We start from the raw sequence: 20,219 nt of genomic DNA on the forward strand, positions 1-20,219 counted from the left end.
CCGGCGGTGTGCATTTTGAAATGACCGGCAAGGATGTGACCGAATGCACCGGCGGCGTGCGGGCTGTGACCGATGAGGACCTGTCGAGCCGCTATCACACGGCCTGTGATCCCCGCCTGAATGCATCACAATCGCTGGAGCTTGCCTTTTTGGTGGCCGAGGAACTTTCGGCCCGTCGGAACACGATCCGGCAGGCCAAAGCGGGCTGATCAGTCGTTATTGACGACCAATCTGAGGGCCGGGCGTGATGCGTCCGGCCTTTTCGTTTGGATCATGTCGCGAGGCATCAATTGTGTCGCCGCGAGCTTCAGGCCCAAAGGGTCGTGGCGTATGGGTGCATCCGGCGGAATGACAAAGCGGCGCGGGCGATTTGAACTGTTTTGAGGGTCTGTCACCAATGCGCCCAAAAGCCGGTTGGACTGCCCATAGTAATCATGCATCGGCAGCAGCAGCATGGTGCCATTCAAGGTCGGCCGCAAAAGACTGCCGTCGGAGACAAGCGGCAGCGCGATGATCGCAGGTTCCGCAAAAGCCAATTCGACATAGTCCTGGATTTGTCCGCGAGCCTGCGGGTGGAACAGCGTCGTCAGCGGCATGCCGCGCGCATCCATCTTGAGCAATTCGTGGATCTTCTGGCCTGCGACCCGAAATCGGGCTGTCCCGGGGGCCACGCGATGGACGATAAAGGTGTAAGACAGCACCTGGTCGATCTTGGTTGGCTGGAGGTCCGTGCGCGCCGGAATCTGTTGGGTCCGGCGCAAGGTTTGCCAGTATTGTTCCAGGCTCTTCAGGATTGGATCGTGCATACTGGCCCAATCGCTGCGGCGACGTTTTTGGTCGGGCTCGATAATTTCCAACAAAATCACTCCTCGTTACTTTGCCCTGCGAACGGAACAATTTGCTAAATTTCTTTATTAGAAATTTAACAAAACTTAGCCCTGCAATCTCTTAATAAAGTGTTAACTGGTTAACGGCTCAGAGAGGCGCGCTCTTGCCCCCGTGCGCTGTTTCCCTTTAGGTGCGCAGACAAAAGATAAAGGTGCCGCCCGATGATCCAGTCTATGACCGCTTTTGCAAGCCGTACCGGGACCCTTGGCGCGACAGCATGGAGTTGGGAAATGCGCGGGGTGAATGCCCGCGGCCTCGACCTGCGGTTTCGTTTGCCTGACGGGATTGAAGGTCTGGAACCCGCCTTGCGCAGCGCCCTGACGCAAACCTTGGCCCGGGGAAATGTCACGGTAAACCTGCGCCTGACACGCGAAGATGCCGCCGGCGCTATTACGGTCGATGCCGCGCAACTGGACAGTGTGCTGCGGGCGCTTGATCTGGTTCAAGAACGCGCCTTTGCGATGGGGGTCACCCTTGGCCAACCGACAGCCGCCGATGTGCTGTCGCAGCGCGGTGTCTTGGTCACGACGGCACGCGAGGACGAAAGTGCCGCACTCGCAGAGGCCCTTATCGCTGATGTTGCGCCTTTGGTGGCCGATTTTGTGGCGATGCGGGCGACCGAAGGGCGCGCATTGGAACAGATCGTCGCAGATCAACTGGACCAGATCGCGACGTTGACAGAGGCCGCGGCGCAAGCGGCACAGGCCCGCGCGCCACAGGTGCGCGAGAACCTGACGCTCGCCCTGCAGCGCGTGCTTGAGACGACCGCCGAGGTCGATGAAAGCCGGATCGCACAGGAGCTTGCTGTTCTGGCGGTGAAATCAGACGTGACCGAAGAAATCGACCGCCTGAAAGCGCATGTATCTGCCGCCCGCGCGCTTTTGGAAAATGACAAACCTGCGGGGCGCAAACTTGATTTTCTGACGCAGGAATTCAACCGCGAAGCCAATACGCTTTGCGCCAAGGCGCAGGCGGCCCCACTGACGGCCATCGGCCTTGACCTCAAAGCCGTCATCGACCAGATGCGCGAGCAGATTCAGAACGTGGAGTAACCGATGCCAAGACGCGGCCTTTTGATCATTCTGTCGTCCCCATCGGGGGCGGGAAAATCGACCTTGGCCGGCCGCTTGCGGGCTTGGGACAGCACTTTGCAGTTTTCCGTTTCGGCCACCACACGGGCACCCCGCGAAGGCGAAGTGGATGGGCAGGACTATTTCTTTGTCTCGGTCCCCGCGTTTCAGGCGCAGGTGGCCGAAGACGGGATGCTGGAACATGCGCAGGTCTTTGGAAACTACTACGGGTCGCCCAAAGCCCCGGTCAAGGCCGCGATCGAAAGCGGGCGCGATGTGCTTTTTGATATCGACTGGCAGGGCGCGCAGCAGATCAGCAATTCGACCCTGAAGGACCATGTGTTGTCCATTTTCATCCTGCCGCCCTCGATCCCGGAATTGCATCGCAGGTTGATCAGCCGCGGACAGGATTCAGCAGAGGTGATCGAAGGCCGGATGCAGAAAAGCTGGGACGAGATCAGCCATTGGGGTGGCTATGACTATGTTCTGGTGAACGATGATGTTGACACCACCGAAGCGCAGCTCAAGACCATCATCACCGCAGAGCGCTTGCGCAGATCACAGCAACCACAGTTGGTTGATCACGTCCGTGACCTGCAAGCCCAGTTTGGAGATCGAACATGAGCCTTTTTGCGTTAGGCGATCGCGCGCCCGTTGTGGCGGCAGATGCATGGGTGGCCCCCGGCTGCTATGTCATCGGGACTGTCGTGTTAGAGGCCAGAACATCCATCTGGTTCGGGAGCACGCTGCGGGGCGACAATGAATGCATCACCATAGGCGCTGGCAGTAACGTGCAGGAAAACTGCGTGCTGCATACCGATATTGGTTTTCCGCTGACAATCGGGGCGGGTTGCACGATCGGTCACAAGGCGATGCTGCATGGCTGCACCATTGGCGAAAACAGTCTGATCGGGATGGGGGCCACGGTTTTGAACGGGGCCGTCATTGGCAAGAATTGCCTGATCGGGGCAGGGGCTCTGATCACCGAAGGCAAAACCATTCCGGATGGATCACTCGTGATGGGCGCACCGGGCAAAGTTGTCCGGATGCTTGACGAGGCCGCAATTGAGGGGCTCAAGAACTCTGCGCGGCATTATCAGGACAATGCGGCACGTTTTGTGCGCGACCTGAAACCTTTGGCCTAATCGCCAGAACTTGCAGGCGGGACCAGCAGCAGATCAAAGTCGATATCCGGGGCATGGGTGCGGATATCTGCCAGAACAACATCCGCGTTGGGCACAGGCGCGGCCACGACACGATACCGGCCCTTGAACCCGAAGCCTTGCAATCTCGCGGCAATGTCCAGTGCATCAAAGCCATTTGCCAGAAGCGGAGAAAGGATGATGTCCGGCGCGAACCCTTCAAGCGCTTCTTCGGTGAGGGTGTCAAAATCAATAAAGTGATAATCGTCCAATTCAGCCGTCAGGCGTCCTTCGGCGAACCAACGGTCGATATCCCCAATCACAAGGATATGATTGCTTTGAACCTCTTCCGCGTCGAGAGAGTTGACAGATGTCAGGCGCCGAACGTCAGGCTTCATTTATTGCGAAATCACTTTATTTAAAGTTGAATATAGATATCAAGAAGTGTGCAGCGGTTGATTATCAAGTTTTATTTATCAGAATACCGGCAACATCGCAGGACATTTTGTCACAGTCTTTCAAATTAGACTTCGGGCCCTTAATGATTGGCCATGACCGTAGAACGCATTGTTTCTGTAATTGATTCCTTTCCGCTGCCTGTCATGCTGATCGGGCCGGATGAACGTGTGCGCGCTGCAAATGCGGGGGTCGATTCCATTCTGGGCGTTGATCTTGTAGGCAAGCACTACATCACGGCCTTGCGGCAGCCAGCCATCATCAACGCCATTGCCGAAACCCGGGCATCCGGGACGCCCCAGGAGATCCGCTTTACAGGGCGTGCCGGGCCGCGTGACACGGTATTTCGCGTTGCGGTCGCTGCGGCAGACGGGGACATCTTGCTGACGTTCATGGATCAGACCGCCGCCGAAGAGGTCGGGCAGATGCGCCGAGACTTCGTGGCCAATGTGAGCCATGAATTGCGCACGCCGCTGACGGCCTTGCTGGGCTTTATCGAAACGCTGGGTGGTGCGGCTCGCAATGATGCAGCAGCTCGGGACCGTTTCTTGGGGATTATGGCCCATGAGGCCAATCGCATGACGCGGCTGGTGGATGATCTGCTCTCGCTCAGCCGCGTCGAAGAAGACGAGCGGGTCAGGCCGCGCGAACAGGTTGATCTGGCTGCGCTGCTTGCCTCTGTCATCAAAGGGCTCGAACCGCAGGCCAAAGATGCGGGCGTTGACGTCGTCTTGGAGGTAGAATCGGCGCTCGATCTGGTGCCGGGGGATGCCGGCCAGCTTGTGCAGGTGTTCACCAATCTTGTGGAAAACGGGATCAAATACGGCGCCTCGGGCGGGACGGTCACGGTGACGCTGGCGGCACGCCAAATGCACCAAAGGCTGCGTGGTGAAGCGGTGCGGATCAGCGTTTCAGACAAAGGTGACGGGATCGCAGAGCACCATATTGCCCGCCTGACCGAGCGGTTCTACCGGGTCGATAGCCATAGATCACGTGAAGTTGGCGGGACCGGACTGGGTCTGGCCATTGTCAAACATATCATCAATCGTCACAGGGGCCGGCTTTTGATCGAAAGCGAAGTGGGCGTTGGTACAAAAGTGTCTGTTTTCCTGCCCTGCCAGTGAGCGTCATAAAACTTTTACATAAGTGTCACAAAAGCTTTGAGAGCGGGGTCTAGACGGGCCGCAATGGTGGAGCGGTTCGCGCGCCACCGGTATTTGACTGACAGGAGTGATTTGATGTCGATCATGAAACTGACCGCGACAACAGCGGCCATTGCCCTAACTGCCACAACTTCTTTTGCACGTGACAATGTGCAAGTTGCTGGTTCTTCTACCGTGCTGCCTTATGCATCCATCGTCGCCGAACTCTTCGGCGAGAACTTTGATTTCCCGACACCTGTTGTCGAATCCGGTGGGTCTTCTGCCGGCCTGAAGCGTTTCTGCGAAGGTGTTGGTGAAAACACCATCGATATCGCAAATGCATCCCGCGCGATCCGCCCTGCGGAAATCGAAGTCTGCGCCGCTGCCGGTGTGACCGATATCATCGAAGTGCGTATCGGTTATGACGGCATCGTCTTTGCGTCCGATATCAATGGCAACGCTTTCGAATTCACGCCAGAAGACTGGTACAAGGCGCTGGCCGCAGAGCACTTTATCGACGGTGCCTTGGTGCCAAACACGCTGGAAACATGGGACCAAGTGAACCCGGCTTTCCCGGCTCAGCCGATCCAGGCCTTCATCCCCGGCACCAAGCACGGCACACGTGAAGTGTTCGAGGAAAAAGTGATCCTCGCTGGCTGCGAAGAGGGCGGTTTCCTCGAAGCAATGCTGGCCGCCGGCGTTGACGAAGACACAGCCGAAGGCAAGTGCATGGCGATCCGTACAGATGGCCGTTCTGTAGACATCGACGGTGACTACACAGAAACACTGGCCCGCATCGACGCCGATACAAACGGCATCGGCGTATTTGGTCTGTCCTTCTACGAAAACAACACAGACAAGCTGCAAGTTGCGACCATGAACGGTGTTATTCCAACAACCGAAAGCATCGCGTCGGCAGAATACCCAGTGTCACGTCCGCTGTACTTCTACATCAAAGCAGCCCACATCGGTGTGATCCCCGGTCTGAAAGAATTCGCTGAATTCTTCGTCTCTGACGACATCGCGGGCCCTGATGGTCCTTTGGCCGAGTATGGTCTTGTGTCCGATCCAGAGCTGATGAAAGTTCAGGAAACTGTTTCCAGCGAAATGGTTATGGGCAGCGGCTCTTAATCGAAACGAAAACTGCGGGGGCGTTCAAGGACGCCCCCGACACTTACTTTGGCACTGGAAAATACCCCCATGCAATCGCTGACGACCCCGCTTTTCTTGATCTTTGCGCTGGCCGTCATTGGCTATTATCTGGCAAAATCGCGGGCTATGCAGGTGGCGGGTGGCGACATTCGCGGCCTTGTTTCGCTTCCACATCAACACGCGTTGAACACGGCGCTTGCCACTGTCGTTCCGCCCACTGCTGCTGTCTTGCTTTTTGCGCTTTATGGGCGCTTTGCCGACACCGGGCCATCTTGGCTGTTCACCCTTGTGATCATGGGACTGGGTGTCACGGGTTTTGCGCTATCGCTGATCGGAATCAAGACGAACTCGCGCGCACGCATCTTCGCCGAGCGCTGGATCCTTGGTCTTTTGATTTTCGCCTCGTCCATCGCAGTTATGACGACAATTGGTATCGTCTTCTCGATGCTGTTCGAGACCTTCAATTTCTTTGGTCAATACGACTGGCGTGACTTCTTTTTCTCGCTCACTTGGTCCCCAAACTTTCGTGGCAATTCTGATCTCGGGATCATTCCGCTGCTGTGGGGAACACTTTACGTCAGCTTTATCGCGCTGGTTTTCGCAGTCCCTGTCGGGTTGTTCGCGGCGATCTATCTGTCCGAATACGCCAGCCCGCGCATGCGTTCGATTGCCAAGCCCGCGATCGAGGTTCTGGCCGGTATCCCCACCATCGTTTACGGGCTTTTTGCGCTGATCACTGTCGGGCCGCTGTTGCGGGACTATTTCGCCGAACCCATGGGGTTGGGCCAAAGCGCGTCATCGGTCATGACCGCCGGTCTGGTCATGGGTATCATGCTGATCCCCTTTGTCAGTTCTCTGTCGGATGACATCATCAATGCTGTCCCGCAAGCGATGCGCGACGGCTCCCTTGGCCTGGGTGCCACACCGTCCGAGACGATCCGCCAGGTCGTGATCCCTGCCGCTTTGCCCGGTATCGTCGGTGCGATCCTGCTGGCCGCGTCCCGCGCCATTGGCGAGACGATGATCGTGGTCTTGGGGGCGGGGGCAGCGGCGCGGTTGTCGCTCAACCCCTTCGAGGCCATGACAACTGTGACCGTCAAGATCGTCAGCCAGCTGACCGGCGATACCGACTTTGCCAGCCCTGAAACCTTGGTGGCCTTTGCCCTTGGTCTGACGCTCTTTGTCATCACCCTCGGTCTGAATGTCTTTGCGCTTTATATCGTCCGCAAATATCGGGAGCAGTACGAATGAAAAACTCCCTTCTGGTCACGGACGCGCGCACCAAAAAGCGCAACGCCAAAGAGGCGCGGTTCAAGGCTTATGGCCTGAGCGCTATCATCGTCGCGATGCTGGCCCTTGCGGTTTTGCTGACGTCGGTCGTGAACAATGGTATGAGTGCGTTCCAGCAAACATTCATCACGCTGCAAGTGCCGCTGCCTGCGGACAAGCTGGACAAGGTTGGCAACCGCGATCCCGCCGATATGGCGAAGGTGACCACCATCGGTTATAACCCGATCCTGCGTGACGCGCTTGTTGCCGAAGTTGAGCGCCAAGGGCTCACAACAGAGTTGTCGGCCAAAGACATCGGCGAAATGATCTCGAAAGAGGCCTCTGCCACCGTCCGAGACCGCGTTCTGGCGAACCCTGATCTGGTAGGGCAGACCGTGACGTTTGATATTCTGGCTTCAGGCCGGATTGATGGTGTCTTCAAAGGCCGCGTGACGATGGAATCCGCCGCACTAGACGGCAATACCTCGCCCGAAGCCCTGATATTGGCGCAGCAACTGGCCGAAGCCGGTGTGATTGAAACCAAGTTCAACTGGAACTTTTTCACCGCCCCCGATGCATCCGACCAACGGCCTGAAGCGGCGGGTCTGGGGGTTGCCATCCTTGGCTCGCTTTACATGATGCTGGTTGTCCTGTTTCTGGCGCTGCCCATCGGTGTGGCCTCGTCGATCTATCTGGAAGAATTTGCGCCCAAGAACCGCTGGACCGATCTCATCGAGGTGAACATCTCGAACCTCGCGGCGGTCCCGTCGATTGTCTACGGTATTCTGGGGCTTGCGATCTTCATCAACTTTATGGAATTCAACCAATCCTCGCCCCTGGTGGGTGGTTTGGTGCTGACCCTGATGACGCTGCCCACGATCATCATTTCGACCCGTGCAGCGTTGAAGTCAGTGCCGCCGTCAATCCGCGATGCCGCATTGGGCGTGGGCGCATCCAAGATGCAATCGGTGTTTCACCATGTATTGCCTTTGGCCGCTCCGGGGATTTTGACCGGCACAATCATCGGCTTGGCGCAGGCTTTGGGGGAAACCGCACCTTTGTTGCTGATCGGCATGGTGGCCTTTGTACGCGAATATCCGGCGGCGTTCTCGCCTGAAAGCGGACTGTTCGGCGAGGCGTCAACCGCGCTGCCGGTGCAGGTCTACAACTGGACGCAACGCTCTGATCCGGCCTTTGTGGAACGCGCATCGGGTGCCATCATTACATTGCTGGTGTTTTTGCTTATAATGAATGCGGTCGCGATCTATTTGCGCCGCCGCTTTGAACGGCGCTGGTAGGAGACTGGAAAAATGGAAGACATGATTCATATGGACCGCGCAATGAGTACACAGCAGGACATCAAGATCTCGGCCAGGAATGTGCAGGTCTATTACGGCGACACGCACGCCATCAAGGACGTGAGTGTCGAGATTGACGACAAGACGGTCACGGCCTTCATCGGTCCTTCGGGCTGCGGAAAATCCACTTTCTTGCGCTGTATCAACCGGATGAATGACACCATTGATATCGCCCGCGTCACCGGTGACATTCGCATCGACAATGAAGATATCTATGATCCCAAGGTCGATCCGGTGCAGTTGCGCGCCAAGGTCGGCATGGTGTTCCAAAAGCCGAACCCGTTTCCAAAGTCGATCTATGACAATGTGGCCTATGGCCCGAAAATCCACGGTCTGGCCCGCAACAAGGCCGATCTGGACGAGATTGTTGAAAAATCCCTGCGCAAAGCCGCCCTTTGGAACGAAGCCAAGGATCGTCTGGACGCGCCGGGCACTGGCCTGTCGGGTGGTCAGCAGCAGCGCCTGTGCATCGCGCGCGCCATCGCGACAGCGCCCGAAGTCCTGCTGATGGACGAACCTTGCTCTGCGCTCGACCCGATCGCCACCGCACAGGTCGAGGAACTGATCGACGAGTTGCGCCAGAGCTTTTCGGTCGTGATTGTGACCCACTCCATGCAGCAGGCCGCCCGCGTCAGCCAGAAGACCGCGTTTTTCCATCTTGGTAACCTTGTGGAATACGACGACACCGACAAGATTTTCACCAACCCGCAGGACCCGCGCACGGAAAGCTATATTTCCGGCCGGATCGGGTAAGGAGCAGTGATGATGCACGAACATATTTCATCGGCCTATGACCGCGATCTTGAGGGCATCACGACGCTCATCATGAAGATGGGCGGGCTTGTCGAAGAGGCGATCCTGAAGGCGGCCAAGTCGCTTGCGGACCGCGATGTGGAACTGGCCGACGAGGTGCGTGACGGTGACAAGGTCATCGACGCTCTGGAGATCCAGATCAACGAAGAGGCTGCGCGCACCATTGCGCTGCGTGCGCCGGTGTCCAAGGACCTGCGCTCTGTCCTGACTGTCTTGCGGCTGGCCGCATCACTCGAACGGATTGGCGATTACGCCAAGAACATCTCCAAACGCACCCGGGTGCTGGTCGAGATGAACCCCGTGAACGGGTCAGACGCCGCCCTGCGCCGTATGGCGCGTGAGGTCGAGCAGATGTTGAAAGACACGCTTGATGCCTATGTGCGCGGTGATGCGGAACTGGCCGAGGATGTGCGGCAGCGCGACCAAGAGGTCGACCAGATGTATAACGCGCTGTTCCGTGAATTCCTGACCTTCATGATGGAAGACCCGCGCAATATCACCGCCTGTATGCACCTGCATTTCATGGCCAAGAACATCGAACGCATGGGCGACCTGACCACCAATATGGCAGAGCAGGTGATCTATCTGGTCACCGGCGAAATGCCCGAAGAGGCGCGCCCGAAAGGTGACAAGACCGCCTATGTGACAGATCCGAGTTAAGACAGATGGCACAGCAACCCCATGTTCTGATTGTTGAAGATGAGGCCGCGCAACGCGAAGTTCTGGCCTACAACCTCGAAGCCGAAGGTTTTCGCGTGACCCGCGCTGAAAACGGTGACGAAGGTCTGATGTGCGTGGATGAAGACACGCCCGACGTGATCGTGCTGGATTGGATGATGCCCAACCTGTCGGGGATCGAGGTCTGCCGCAGACTCAAGATGAAGCCAGAGACACGTAGCATCCCTGTGATCATGCTCTCGGCGCGGTCAGAAGAGGTGGACAAGGTGCGCGGGCTTGAAACCGGAGCGGATGACTATGTGGTCAAACCCTATTCGGTGTCCGAATTGATGGCGCGGGTGCGCACACAGTTGCGGCGCGTGCGCCCTGCGACCGTCGGTCAGGTCCTGACCTTTGATGATATCGTGCTGGATGCCGAAACCCACCGGGTGACCCGCAACGACAGCCCGTTGAAGCTGGGCCCGACAGAGTTTCGCCTGCTCACGACCTTCATGGAAAAACCGGGCCGGGTCTGGTCGCGCGATATGCTGCTCGACCGTGTGTGGGGGCGGGATATCTACGTGGATACGCGCACTGTTGACGTCCATGTGGGGCGCCTGCGCAAAGTGCTGACGCAATATGGCGGCACCGATCCGGTGCGCACCGTGCGCGGTGCAGGGTACGCCTTAGGCTAGTCTAGCTGCCCCATGGGCCATGATGCCCTTCGCCGCCATCCATCCGCGCAAACCCGTGAGCCCCAAAGAAATCACGCTGTCCCTGGATCATGTTGGCCGTGCCGCGCGCAGTCCGCATCGCGTCGAAATAGGCCAAACCCGAGGAGAGAGCAGGCAAGGCCAGCCCATGCAATGCCGCCTGCGCCACGGTCTGGCGCAAGGCGTTGTGGGTGTCGGTCAGAAGTGCTGCAAATTTCGGCGCCATCATCAGATTGCGGTCCGGATTTTCGCGCAAGGCGCTTGCCATATCGTCCAGCATCGCGGACCGGATAATGCAGCCTTCGCGCCAGACTTCGGCAATCGCGGGCAAGGGCAGGGCCCAGCCAAAGGCGTCCGAGGCTTTCTCGATCATGCCGAACCCCTGCGCATAGCACAGGATCTTGCCGGCAATCAGCGCCTGTTCCAACGTGGCCAGAGACAAGGTTTCATGGGGCATATGGCGTGGGGCTGTCCCGAAAAGGGCCTCACCGGCGGCCCGCGCGTCGCGCTGCGATGACAAATTGCGCGCAACCACCGCGGCCTCGATCGCGGGGATTGGCGCTGCAAGGTGCTGGGCTTCGATCACAGTCCAGCGTCCTGTGCCTTTCTGCCCTGCTGCATCGACAATCACATCCAGCATCGGCTGGCCTGTGGCCGGATCGGTGGCAGCGGCCACTTTGCCCGAGATCTCGATCAGGTAGCTGCGCAGCGGACCTTTGTCCCATTTTGCGAAGGTCTCGGCGATGGCGGTGCTGGTCATGCTGAGCCCGTCGCGCATGATCCCGTAGACCTCGGCGATCATCTGCATATCGGCGTATTCGATCCCGTTATGCACGGCCTTGACGAAATGCCCGGCCCCGTCTTCGCCCATCCAGGTCGCGCAGGGCTGGCCGTCATGCTTGGCAGAGATCGCTTCAAGGATATGGGCCACACGGTCCCAATAGACCCGCTTGCCGCCGCCCATGATCGAAGGACCAAAGCGCGCGCCTTCTTCGCCACCCGATACGCCGATCCCAAGGAACGGCAGATCGCCCGCCTCGCGGACCCGGCGGTTCGTGTCATGGAAATTCGCGTTGCCCGCGTCGATGATCATATCGTCGCGGCCCAGTAAAGGGCGCAGGGCTGCGATCTGGTCATCCACAGCCGCGCCCGCAGGGACCATCAGAATGATTGCGCGGGGTTCCTTAAGCGCGGCGACCAGCTCTTCAAGCGTCTGCGTCGGAGTGATGCGACTTGCAAGATCGCCTGCATCCTCATGAAATTTCTGTGTTTTCTCGGCAGTCCGGTTCCAGACAGCCACGTCAAATCCGTTATCCGCAATATTGAGCGCCAATGCCGCCCCCATTGTGCCTAGGCCGATTACGCCGATCTCTGCTGTGCTCATGATGGGCCCTTACTGCTCTGGATTTGTGAGTGATATAGAGAGCTTTGTGCCGGATTGAAACGGGCAGGGCGGGTTTTCCTGACCTTCCGGCCCTTGCATTTTCAAAAATCGTGAGCAATGTTCATAAATGACAAAGCAAGGACGAGAGAGCCCGTGAAAATCATCGGCATCGGATCATATCTGCCTACCCAGCGGCGGTCTTCAGAGCATCTGGATGCAGCATACGACCTGCCGTCCGGTACGGTCTTTGGGATGACCGGCGTGCGGTCGCGGTCATTTTGCGGGGCGGATGAAAATCAGGTGACGATGGGCGTTGCAGCCGCGCAGGCGGCTTTGGCCGATGCGAACTGCGGGGCAGGCGATATTGATCTGGTGATCGGGGCTTCGGCGGTGCCTTATCAGCCGATCCCGGCCACGGCGCCTGCGTATCAGGCAGGGCTCGGCATCGCCGACGGGGCCGCCTTTGCCTTTGATGTCAACGCGACCTGCCTGAGTTTCCTGACTGCCCTTGAAGTCTGCGCGGGCTTGCTGGCGCGCGGGTCCTGTCGGCGGGCCTTGGTCATCGCCTCCGAGGTGGCCTCGCGGGCGCTGCCCTGGGAAACCCACCCCGAAATTGCAGGGCTGTTTGGTGACGGTGCGGCGGCTGTTGTCATCGAACAGGGAGAGGCGACTTTCTGCAGCCGGTTCCGGACCTATCCCTCGGGTTATGATATCTGCGAGATTGGCGCAGGCGGCACCCGTTTTGATTTTCGCACCCAAACCGAGGCCTTTGCCGCACATTCGTTGTTTCATATGGATGGTAAAGCCCTGTTTCGCCTGACATCCAAAACCTTTGTCCCGTTCCTTGATCACCTGTTGCACGCTGCAGGATGGGAAAGATCGCAGGTCGATCTGGTCATCCCGCATCAGGCAAGCCCTATGGCATTGCGGCACTTGATCCGGCAATGCGGTTTTGGATCGGATATCGTTGTCGATATCAGCGCAGAGGTGGGCAACCAGATTGCGGCTTCCATTCCATATGCCTTGGCCCATGCGCGAGACAGGCTGAAACCGGGCAGCAGGGTCCTGATGCTTGGCACGTCGGCGGGCGTGTCCTTGGGCGGCGTGGCGGTGACGGTCTGATGGTGGTGCTGGTCACAGGAGCGACAGGGTTCCTGGGGTCGCATCTGGTGCGGGCGCTTGGACCGGGCAATGTGGTTGCGACGGGGCGGAACAGCCAAGCGCTTGCGGTCTTGGCCGCTCTGGGGATCAAGACGGTCCGGCTTGATCTTGCGCATCCCGTGCCAGCGGCGGACCGCGACAGGATCGGGCCGGTTTGCGCCGTGGTACATTGTGCGGGTCTGTCATCGCCTTGGGGCACGCAGACCGCCTTTGAGGCCGCCAATGTCGAGGCAACACGGCATATCGCAGATCTGGCCCAGGAACTGGGTGCCAAAAGGCTTGTCTTTGTGTCGACCGCCAGCGTCTATTTCCAGTACAAGGATCAGGACAATCTGGCCGAACACCAGATAGCGGCGCACTTCGTCAACGCCTATGCGCGCACCAAATATCTGGCCGAACAGGAGGTGCTTGCGCGGGCCGCGTTGAACCCTTTGGTTTTGCGACCACGCGGGATTTACGGGGCAGGGGATACGGCACTCTTGCCGCGTTTGATGCGGGTTGCGGCGCGCGGACCGATCCCGCGATTTGCCCCCTCTGGGGCGACAGATATCACCCATGTGGACGATGTCGTCGCGGCCTGTCGCGCGGCCTTGGACGCTGCACCCGATGTTGCGGGCGAGGTCGTGAATATCTCGGGTGGCGTAGGGGTGCCGCTGGTCGATATCATCGCGGCAGCCTGTGAGGCAACGGGCGTGACCCCGCGCTGGCGGACCTTGCCCTTTGCACCTGCCTTTGCAGCGGCGCGCGCGCTTGAACAGGGCGCAAGACTGCTGCCCCGCCAGCCAGAACCACCGGTGACGGCCTATGCCTTGGGTATTCTGCGCTATCGGCAGACGCTTGATATCTCAAAGGCAAAGCGGCTTTTGGGCTGGGCACCGGGGGTGTCGTTTGCGGAAGGGGTGCAGCGTACATTCGCGGATGGGGCGATGCGGCGGGGTGTGCTATGATCCGGCCGGTCTTTGCGAACACGGCAGATTACCGGACACGCCAAGCGCTGATCCTGCGGGGCGGCACAGGTCGGGTCAGCTTGCCGGTGCGTGTCGGGCTGATTGATCATCCGACCCATGGCGCTGTGTTGATTGACGGGGGCTGCGGACCACGCCTGACCAAGGGACCCGGGCGCAGTCTGGCTTTGCGGCTTTATAGCTGGCTTTTGCATCCGGTGATCCGGGAAGACAGCAGCCCCATGGCTTTGCTTGCGGCAAAGGGACGGACCGCCGCTGATGTGCAGACAATACTGGTGACGCATTTCCATGCCGATCACATCAGCTACTTGCGTGATTTTCCCAACGCACGGTTCGTGACCGATGGCCCGGTCAGGGGCGGGTTGCGGCATGGCATCTTTCCCGCACTCTTGCCCGATGATTTTGCGCAAAGACAGATTGATCTGCGCAGCTTTCCGCAAGCAGCACTGCCTTTCGGATTGGGCGCGGGCTATGATGTGTTCGGTGATGGGACGGTGCTGGCTGTGCCTTTACCCGGCCATGCGGCTGGCCATTACGGGCTTTGTTTTCCCGGTGATGATCCTTTGCTTTATGCAGTGGATGTGCAGTGGCTTTTGGCAGGCATCCTGCAAGACCGCGCGCCCGGTTTTCCGGCGTCCTTGCTGGCGGATGACACAACGGCCGCGCACGAAAGCATAGCCCTTGTGCGCGCTTTCGCCCAAGCGGGCGGTACGGTGGTTCTGTGCCATGATCCCGCACCGACACCCTTTGACTGGGCCCCGCCCGATGTTTGATCTGCGCCACGCGATCCTTGCCTATTGGCGGGTGCGGCAGATCAGGACGCGGGCGCAATGCGATGCCGTGGCCCGGCGGCGGTTGGCACGTTGGTTACGCCAGTCTGTCCCGCGCGTCCCCTTTTATCAGGGCCGCGTGTCGGCATCGCTGGCCGACCTGCCCATTGTCGATAAGGCCACACAGATGGCCGATTTTGGTGCCTTCAACCGTGCAGGCATCACCGACCGGATGGGCTGGGAGGCCTTTGCGGGCAGCAAACATATCGGTCCGCTGATCGTCGGGGCCAGCACCGGCACAAGCGGTAATCGCGGCCTCTTTGTGATTTCCCAAGCCGAGCGGTTTCGCTGGTTGGGCACGATCCTTGCCAAAGCGGTGCCGGGGTTCTGGCGCATGCGGCATCGCGTGGCGGTGCTTTTGCCGCTCAACACGCCGCTTTACGACAGCGCCAACCGGTTTGCGCGGTTGAACCTGCGTTTTTTTGATCTGGCCGATGATTGGGCTGCCGATTTATGTGGTTTTGATCCGACGATCATTATCGCTCCGCCCAAGGTGCTTCGCCTGATGGCCGAACAAAGGCTTGCCCTGCGCCCCAAACAGGTGTTTGCGGGGGCCGAGGCGCTTGATGCGCTGGATCGTGCGATTGTCGCCGAGTATTTCGGGCAGCCCGTAGGCCAGATCTATATGGCCACAGAGGGGCTCTTTGCGGTGTCCTGCGCCCAAGGCACCCTGCATCTTTGCGAAGACACGATGCATTTTGAACTGCCGCCCTTTGGCGATGATCCCGACCTGCGCGAAGTGATTATCAGTGACTTTAGCCGCGATGTGCAAATCATGGCGCGGTACAGAATGAACGATCTGATCCGGCTTGGCCCGCCGTGCCCTTGCGGTTTGCCGCAGCGGAGCGTGGCAGAGGTGGTTGGCCGCGCAGACGATTGTTTTGACTTTGCAGGGACGCTGATCACCCCCGACATCCTGCGCAATGCTGTGGTGGATGCGGATCGGAGGATCACAGATTTCCGGGTGGTCCAGACAGGTGCAGCAAGGATAGAGGTGTCGATCCCGCCGGGTTGCGACATCAAGGCCGTCAGGCGCGCGCTTGAGGCCGTCCTGCAGCGCAAAGCGGTCCATGCGGAGATTGACGTGACAGCGACAGAGATGTTCCCGGATATGTCGCGCAAACTGCGGCGCGTTGAAAACCGCTTTGGCCGGAGCCGGCCGTGACGCGGGTTCTGATTACAGGCGCGCGCGCACCTGCCGCACTTCACTTGGCGCGTCTGATGGATGGGGCAGGGCATCACGTTGTCATGGCCGACAGCTTGCGCCGGACTGTGGGGGCAGCGTCAAAGGCCTGTGCCGCCTTTGTGCCTCTGCCTGCTGCAAACGGTGATCCCGTCGCCTATGGCAGGGCCGTGAAACAGGCCGTTGCCGATCACGATATCGACCTTGTGATCCCCACTTGCGAAGAAGTGTTCCACCTTGCCGCCCTTTGGTCCAAAGGCGACATGGGCGTGCCGCTCTTTGCGCCGCCCCTTGGAGTACTGGCGCGGGCGCATAGTAAATTCGCCTTTGTCGAACTGGCCCGGTCTCTGGATCTTGGCGTGCCAAGGACGCGGCTTTTGACATCGCAGGCGGATCTGGCGGCCCTTGATCTGCGACCGGCACAACTGGTTTTCAAACCGGTCTGGTCGCGCTTTGCCACACGGGTCAAGCTGCGCCCGAAGGCCGTCACGATCGTGCCGTCACCGCAGGACCCTTGGGTTGCGCAAGACTTTGTCAGCGGGACCGAGGTATGTGTTTACGCGGTCGCCCATGCCGGCGAGGTGACCGCTTTGGCGGCCTATCGCCCTGTGTACCGGGCGGGTGGCGGGGCGGGCATCGCCTTTCTACCGGATACGGATCCGCAGATTGCCACCTATGTCCGCCGCTTTGTGCAGGGGACGGGGTGGACCGGTCAGGTGTCGTTTGACATGATCCGCAAGGCGGGCGGCGATATCCTCGCAATCGAATGTAACCCGCGCGCCACCAGCGGTATCCACTTCTTTCGCGCCCCAGCGGCATTTGCAAAGGCACTTCTGTCAGGGCAGGCGGTGCAGCCGGACGTCAATGGGCTGCAAGCGGTCAAGGCCGCGCTGGCGCTGTATGGCCCGTTTCAAAGACCCTTGAAGGTTTGGCAAGACCTGCGGACCGCCCAAGACGTCATGTTCTGGCCCGACGATCCCGCACCCGCCCGCGCGCAATGGGGGGCCACGCGCGAAGTGGCCGCAGTCGCCGCGCGTCACCGCATCGGCTTGGTCGCCGCAACGACGCATGACATCGCATGGAATGGCGACTAAAGCGCGAAACGCTGCAAGAGCGGAACACCCACATGGGTCAGGATCAATTGCACCAGCCGCGTGGCGCTGCGCGCCTTCAGCCCTAGATGCCCGACATAGACGGCCGTGTATTCGATCGCGGGCACCCCGTTGCGGTGGCGTTTGAAACCGGCAGCACCCGCGCTGAGATTGTAGAAACTGGCGCTCTGCGCCGCGCGCCGCTGCGCAATGGCATTCAGCATCCGGTAGAGCCCCAGCTCTTGCGGTTTGGCCGTGTCATAGCCGATCAAGGGTACGGTCATCGTCTTGCCGTTCTGAAACATGCCGGCAACACCATCCAGAATGCCATCGCGCCCCCGCAAGCCGATGATCCGCAATAGTCCGATCTGATGCCCCTGTGCAAGAAAGCCCGGCGTATACTGCGGATTAAGAGCCGTGTATTTGTCCACATAAAGCATGTGATAAAGGGCTGTGGCGCGGGTCCAGTCGCTTGCGCTGAAGGTATCTGCCCCGGACAGGGTGTATTCGGTCTTCTCCAGCAGCTTCCGGTCACGTTTCATATCCACGCTGGCGGGCTTGGGACGGGTATGATCCACCACATAGATTTGCCGAGCGGGGAGCAGAAAGAACCCTGCTTGGGTCAGAGCAGCCATGCTTTGCACATCCGCGATGTCATTCAAAGACCGGATCACGACCGCGCGCGCAGGATGTGCGGCGCTGAGTTCATCGCGGATTTCCGTTGCGGTCTGTAGGTCGATCAGGGGAACGGGATTGGTCGAAAAGAGCCAGTTGTTGACCTGCACCTGATGGTCCAGTCCTGTTGCCCGCATCAAGGGGCGGCACGCGCTGATCAGCGCGTTCAGGCTTTTTTGCAAGACCGGATTGGCGGTAAAATGCCGTGTCTCTTCAATCGCATAGTCAAGATAGGCCATGCTGGGACAGCAGATATAGCAGTTGGGCGGATCGCTGATGCTGACAGGGTAATCGGTGCCGCCGAACCTCTGCAACTGCATGGTGACGGACAGGTTTGTGACCAGCTCTTGTGAAGGGGTCTTGTTAAAAAGCGTGACCAGTTTGCCAACCAGAGCCGGATCATTTGTCACATCGCCCGTCACGGCCTTCAGGTCACCATTTGCGGTTGAAGGTATTGGGCTGCGACAAAGGCGACATAACCCAGCATCATCACAATCCCCACGGGCCGTGTCAGCTTGCCCACGGTCAGCATCCAGATCGTGAACACAACCGCAACAGCCACGGTGCCCCACATTTCCATGCCCAGCAGGACCGGATCAACGTCCAGCGGTTTGATCACTGCGGTCAAGGCCACAATCGACAGGATGTTGAACGTGTTCGACCCGATGATATTGCCAAGGATCAGGCCCACCGATTGCTTGCGCGCTGCGGCGATACAGGTCGAAAGCTCGGGCAGGGAGGTGCCGAATGCCACGACCGTCATGCCGATCACGGCTTCGGGGACGCCAAGTGCGGTACCGGTTTGCACGGCACCTTTGACCAAAAGCTCTGATCCGACAGCCAGCGCCGCAAGGCCCGCCAAGAGAATAATGACAGCCCCTTTCATCGATGAAATGCCAGGCCCGTCGTCTTCTTCATCGTCGTCAAGCGGCAGACTGTCGGTTTTGTACTGGTAGAAAACAAAAACCGCCAAGATCCCGAACATGACAAGGCCAAAGACCTGGCCAAAGCTGCCGGACAGCATCCCATAGACCAGGATCGCCGTGGCCAGCAGCATCATCGCAAGGTCCTTTACAAGATGCTTTGGATTGGCTGTCAGGGAAAAGACAAAGGCCGTTGCGCCCAGTACCAGCAAGATATTGGCCACATTCGAGCCAAGCACATTGCCGAGCGCAATGCCGGGATAGCCTGACAGGTTGGCATTCACCGATGTGAAGAGTTCCGGCACAGAGGTCCCGAAAGACACAATCGTTGCCCCGATAAAAAGCGGCGAAAGACCGGTCCGTTCGGCGACAAACACGGCGGCATCGACGGTCCAGTCACCCCCTTTGATCAACAAATACAGTCCAAACGCCATGGCCCCAGCGGACAATACAAAAAGGTCGTAGGTCGAGAGTTCAAACAAAGCAGATGTCCTGACTTAGGGTCATGTGAGGTGCGGTTCTTGGGGGGATACCGTATTTGATGGGTGAGTGAAATGGGATTTGTCTGCCCGCGCCGGGCGTCCTGACGCACGCGCAAAACGACCCTGCCCAAGGACAGTGCGCGTCATCGATGCGATTGCATTGTCCAGGAAACCCTGCATCTGCCCCCGTTGGTATTTTACTTATTGAAATCAAATAGGGTGCGACAGATTTGTTTAAAGGTCTTCGCGCGAAGAACCTTGTCCCAAAAGAAAGGGGGCAGCGCGCCTGCGCTGCCCCCTTTGGCCTGATTGGTTGTGGCGTCCGGCTATGCCGTGGCCTTTGATCGGGTGAACTGCGCGACCAGATAAAGGGCTACCGCGCCGCCGATCCCGACAAGGTCGGTGAGCAGGCTGCCTGCAATCATGAAAAGCGCCACAAGTATCAAACCGATCCGGATCGGCCATGCGGCCCGGTCCCCGACCCACCAGCCTTGCACGCCCGATGACAGCAGGAACACACCGAATACAGCTGTAGCCCCCGCGCGAATGATCTCCGGCCATGTGCCATCCATCAAGATCGCGCCGTTGTAGAAGAACATGAACGGCACGATAAAGGCCGAGATGCCGATCTTGAACGAGGCGACAGATGTCGCCATCGGGTTCGCCCCGGATATGCCCGCCGCCGCGTAACTGGCCAGCGCCACAGGCGGGGTAATGGCCGAGACGACAGCGAAGTAGAAGACAAAGAAGTGCGCCGTGAGCGTGGGGATACCCAGCTGCACAAGACCCGGTGCCACCACAGAGGCTGCCACCGCATAGGCCGCCGTTGTCGGCATCCCCATACCCAGCAGGATCGCGATACACA

22 protein-coding genes are annotated in these 20,219 nt (G+C 59.1%); 16 read left to right on the forward strand and 6 right to left on the reverse strand.

The features are described from left to right. Nucleotides 1-209, forward strand: a 209-nt coding sequence (locus tag NWQ23_RS03950; protein ID WP_306164946.1) for a 3-deoxy-7-phosphoheptulonate synthase, incomplete at its 5' end; no start/stop codon positions are given. Here the strand turns inward: NWQ23_RS03950 and NWQ23_RS03955 are convergent. Further along, complete coding sequence (locus NWQ23_RS03955; protein WP_306164947.1) at nt 210-857, reverse strand: PAS domain-containing protein; 648 nt, start codon at nt 855-857, stop codon at nt 210-212. Between the two features lie 192 nt (nt 858-1,049). On the opposite strand from NWQ23_RS03955, the gene NWQ23_RS03960 reads away from it, so the two are divergent. The 3 genes from NWQ23_RS03960 to NWQ23_RS03970 are packed head-to-tail and all read left to right on the forward strand — an operon-like array spanning nt 1,050 to nt 3,103. Then, the gene (locus tag NWQ23_RS03960; protein WP_306164948.1) at nt 1,050-1,940 is read left to right on the forward strand and encodes a YicC/YloC family endoribonuclease; all 891 of its coding nucleotides are present in this window, start codon (nt 1,050-1,052) and stop codon (nt 1,938-1,940) included. 3 nt (nt 1,941-1,943) lie between these two features. After that, the gene (gene gmk / locus NWQ23_RS03965; protein WP_306164949.1) at nt 1,944-2,582 is read left to right on the forward strand and encodes a guanylate kinase; all 639 of its coding nucleotides are present in this window, start codon (nt 1,944-1,946) and stop codon (nt 2,580-2,582) included. Next, nucleotides 2,579-3,103 carry a gamma carbonic anhydrase family protein gene (locus tag NWQ23_RS03970; protein WP_306164950.1) on the forward strand — a complete coding sequence of 175 codons (525 nt, stop codon included), beginning with the start codon at nt 2,579-2,581 and terminating at the stop codon, nt 3,101-3,103. The genes gmk and NWQ23_RS03970 overlap by 4 nt, the downstream gene beginning before the upstream one ends. On the opposite strand, the gene NWQ23_RS03975 is transcribed toward NWQ23_RS03970, so the two are convergent. Further along, nucleotides 3,100-3,498: a hypothetical protein gene (locus tag NWQ23_RS03975; protein ID WP_306164951.1), complete on the reverse strand. Its 399-nt coding sequence runs from the start codon at nt 3,496-3,498 to the stop codon at nt 3,100-3,102. The genes NWQ23_RS03970 and NWQ23_RS03975 overlap by 4 nt on opposite strands. A gap of 153 nt (nt 3,499-3,651) precedes the next feature. Between NWQ23_RS03975 and NWQ23_RS03980 the strand changes: the two genes are divergently transcribed. The 7 genes from NWQ23_RS03980 (at nt 3,652) to phoB (ending at nt 10,642) form a co-directional block, all read left to right on the forward strand. After that, nucleotides 3,652-4,680: a cell wall metabolism sensor histidine kinase WalK gene (locus NWQ23_RS03980; protein WP_306164952.1), complete on the forward strand. Its 1,029-nt coding sequence runs from the start codon at nt 3,652-3,654 to the stop codon at nt 4,678-4,680. A gap of 114 nt (nt 4,681-4,794) precedes the next feature. Then, nucleotides 4,795-5,829 (forward strand): substrate-binding domain-containing protein, encoded by a 1,035-nt coding sequence (locus tag NWQ23_RS03985; RefSeq protein ID WP_306164953.1) that lies wholly within the window; start codon nt 4,795-4,797, stop codon nt 5,827-5,829. Between the two features lie 69 nt (nt 5,830-5,898). Continuing rightward, nucleotides 5,899-7,101 carry a phosphate ABC transporter permease subunit PstC gene (gene pstC / locus NWQ23_RS03990; RefSeq protein ID WP_306164954.1) on the forward strand — a complete coding sequence of 401 codons (1,203 nt, stop codon included), beginning with the start codon at nt 5,899-5,901 and terminating at the stop codon, nt 7,099-7,101. Beyond that, the gene (gene pstA, locus NWQ23_RS03995; RefSeq protein WP_306164955.1) at nt 7,098-8,417 is read left to right on the forward strand and encodes a phosphate ABC transporter permease PstA; all 1,320 of its coding nucleotides are present in this window, start codon (nt 7,098-7,100) and stop codon (nt 8,415-8,417) included. Before pstC ends, pstA begins: the two co-directional genes overlap by 4 nt. 12 nt (nt 8,418-8,429) lie before the next feature. Continuing rightward, nucleotides 8,430-9,230 carry a phosphate ABC transporter ATP-binding protein PstB gene (gene pstB / locus NWQ23_RS04000; protein WP_306164956.1) on the forward strand — a complete coding sequence of 267 codons (801 nt, stop codon included), beginning with the start codon at nt 8,430-8,432 and terminating at the stop codon, nt 9,228-9,230. 12 nt (nt 9,231-9,242) lie between these two features. After that, entirely contained in the window at nt 9,243-9,950 is a 708-nt protein-coding gene (gene phoU, locus NWQ23_RS04005) for a phosphate signaling complex protein PhoU (protein WP_306164957.1), read from the forward strand. 5 nt (nt 9,951-9,955) lie between these two features. Continuing rightward, complete coding sequence (gene phoB / locus NWQ23_RS04010; protein ID WP_306164958.1) at nt 9,956-10,642, forward strand: phosphate regulon transcriptional regulator PhoB; 687 nt, start codon at nt 9,956-9,958, stop codon at nt 10,640-10,642. A 1-nt stretch (nt 10,643) separates the two neighbouring features. On the opposite strand, the gene gndA is transcribed toward phoB, so the two are convergent. Then, nucleotides 10,644-12,044, reverse strand: coding sequence for an NADP-dependent phosphogluconate dehydrogenase (gndA, locus tag NWQ23_RS04015; protein WP_306164959.1), 1,401 nt, complete (start codon nt 12,042-12,044; stop codon nt 10,644-10,646). A gap of 153 nt (nt 12,045-12,197) precedes the next feature. Here gndA and NWQ23_RS04020 point away from each other — a divergent pair, with 153 nt between their 5' ends. Genes NWQ23_RS04020 through NWQ23_RS04040 form a run of 5 tightly spaced genes read left to right on the forward strand, consistent with a single transcriptional unit; the run spans nt 12,198 to nt 17,277 of the window. Then, nucleotides 12,198-13,166 (forward strand): 3-oxoacyl-[acyl-carrier-protein] synthase III C-terminal domain-containing protein, encoded by a 969-nt coding sequence (locus NWQ23_RS04020; protein ID WP_306164960.1) that lies wholly within the window; start codon nt 12,198-12,200, stop codon nt 13,164-13,166. Beyond that, entirely contained in the window at nt 13,166-14,152 is a 987-nt protein-coding gene (locus tag NWQ23_RS04025; protein ID WP_306164961.1) for an NAD(P)-dependent oxidoreductase, read from the forward strand. The genes NWQ23_RS04020 and NWQ23_RS04025 overlap by 1 nt, the downstream gene beginning before the upstream one ends. Then, nucleotides 14,149-14,943, forward strand: a complete 795-nt coding sequence (locus NWQ23_RS04030) for an MBL fold metallo-hydrolase (protein ID WP_306164962.1) — start codon at nt 14,149-14,151, stop codon at nt 14,941-14,943. Before NWQ23_RS04025 ends, NWQ23_RS04030 begins: the two co-directional genes overlap by 4 nt. Further along, nucleotides 14,936-16,165, forward strand: a complete 1,230-nt coding sequence (locus NWQ23_RS04035) for a CoF synthetase (RefSeq protein WP_306164963.1) — start codon at nt 14,936-14,938, stop codon at nt 16,163-16,165. The genes NWQ23_RS04030 and NWQ23_RS04035 overlap by 8 nt, the downstream gene beginning before the upstream one ends. Continuing rightward, the gene (locus NWQ23_RS04040; protein ID WP_306164964.1) at nt 16,162-17,277 is read left to right on the forward strand and encodes a hypothetical protein; all 1,116 of its coding nucleotides are present in this window, start codon (nt 16,162-16,164) and stop codon (nt 17,275-17,277) included. The genes NWQ23_RS04035 and NWQ23_RS04040 overlap by 4 nt, the downstream gene beginning before the upstream one ends. Here the strand turns inward: NWQ23_RS04040 and NWQ23_RS04045 are convergent. The 3 genes from NWQ23_RS04045 to NWQ23_RS04055 all read right to left on the reverse strand — a co-directional run. Further along, complete coding sequence (locus NWQ23_RS04045; RefSeq protein ID WP_306164965.1) at nt 17,274-18,359, reverse strand: GNAT family N-acetyltransferase; 1,086 nt, start codon at nt 18,357-18,359, stop codon at nt 17,274-17,276. The two genes, NWQ23_RS04040 and NWQ23_RS04045, sit on opposite strands and share 4 nt — an antisense overlap. 17 nt (nt 18,360-18,376) lie before the next feature. Beyond that, complete coding sequence (locus tag NWQ23_RS04050; protein ID WP_306164966.1) at nt 18,377-19,306, reverse strand: calcium/sodium antiporter; 930 nt, start codon at nt 19,304-19,306, stop codon at nt 18,377-18,379. Nucleotides 19,307-19,680: 374 nt separating this feature from the next. Beyond that, nucleotides 19,681-20,219: TRAP transporter large permease subunit (locus NWQ23_RS04055; protein WP_306164967.1), on the reverse strand; the 539-nt coding region annotated here is incomplete at its 5' end.

This window comes from Yoonia sp., from assembly GCF_030731595.1.
Classification (GTDB): Bacteria; Pseudomonadota; Alphaproteobacteria; order Rhodobacterales; family Rhodobacteraceae; genus Yoonia.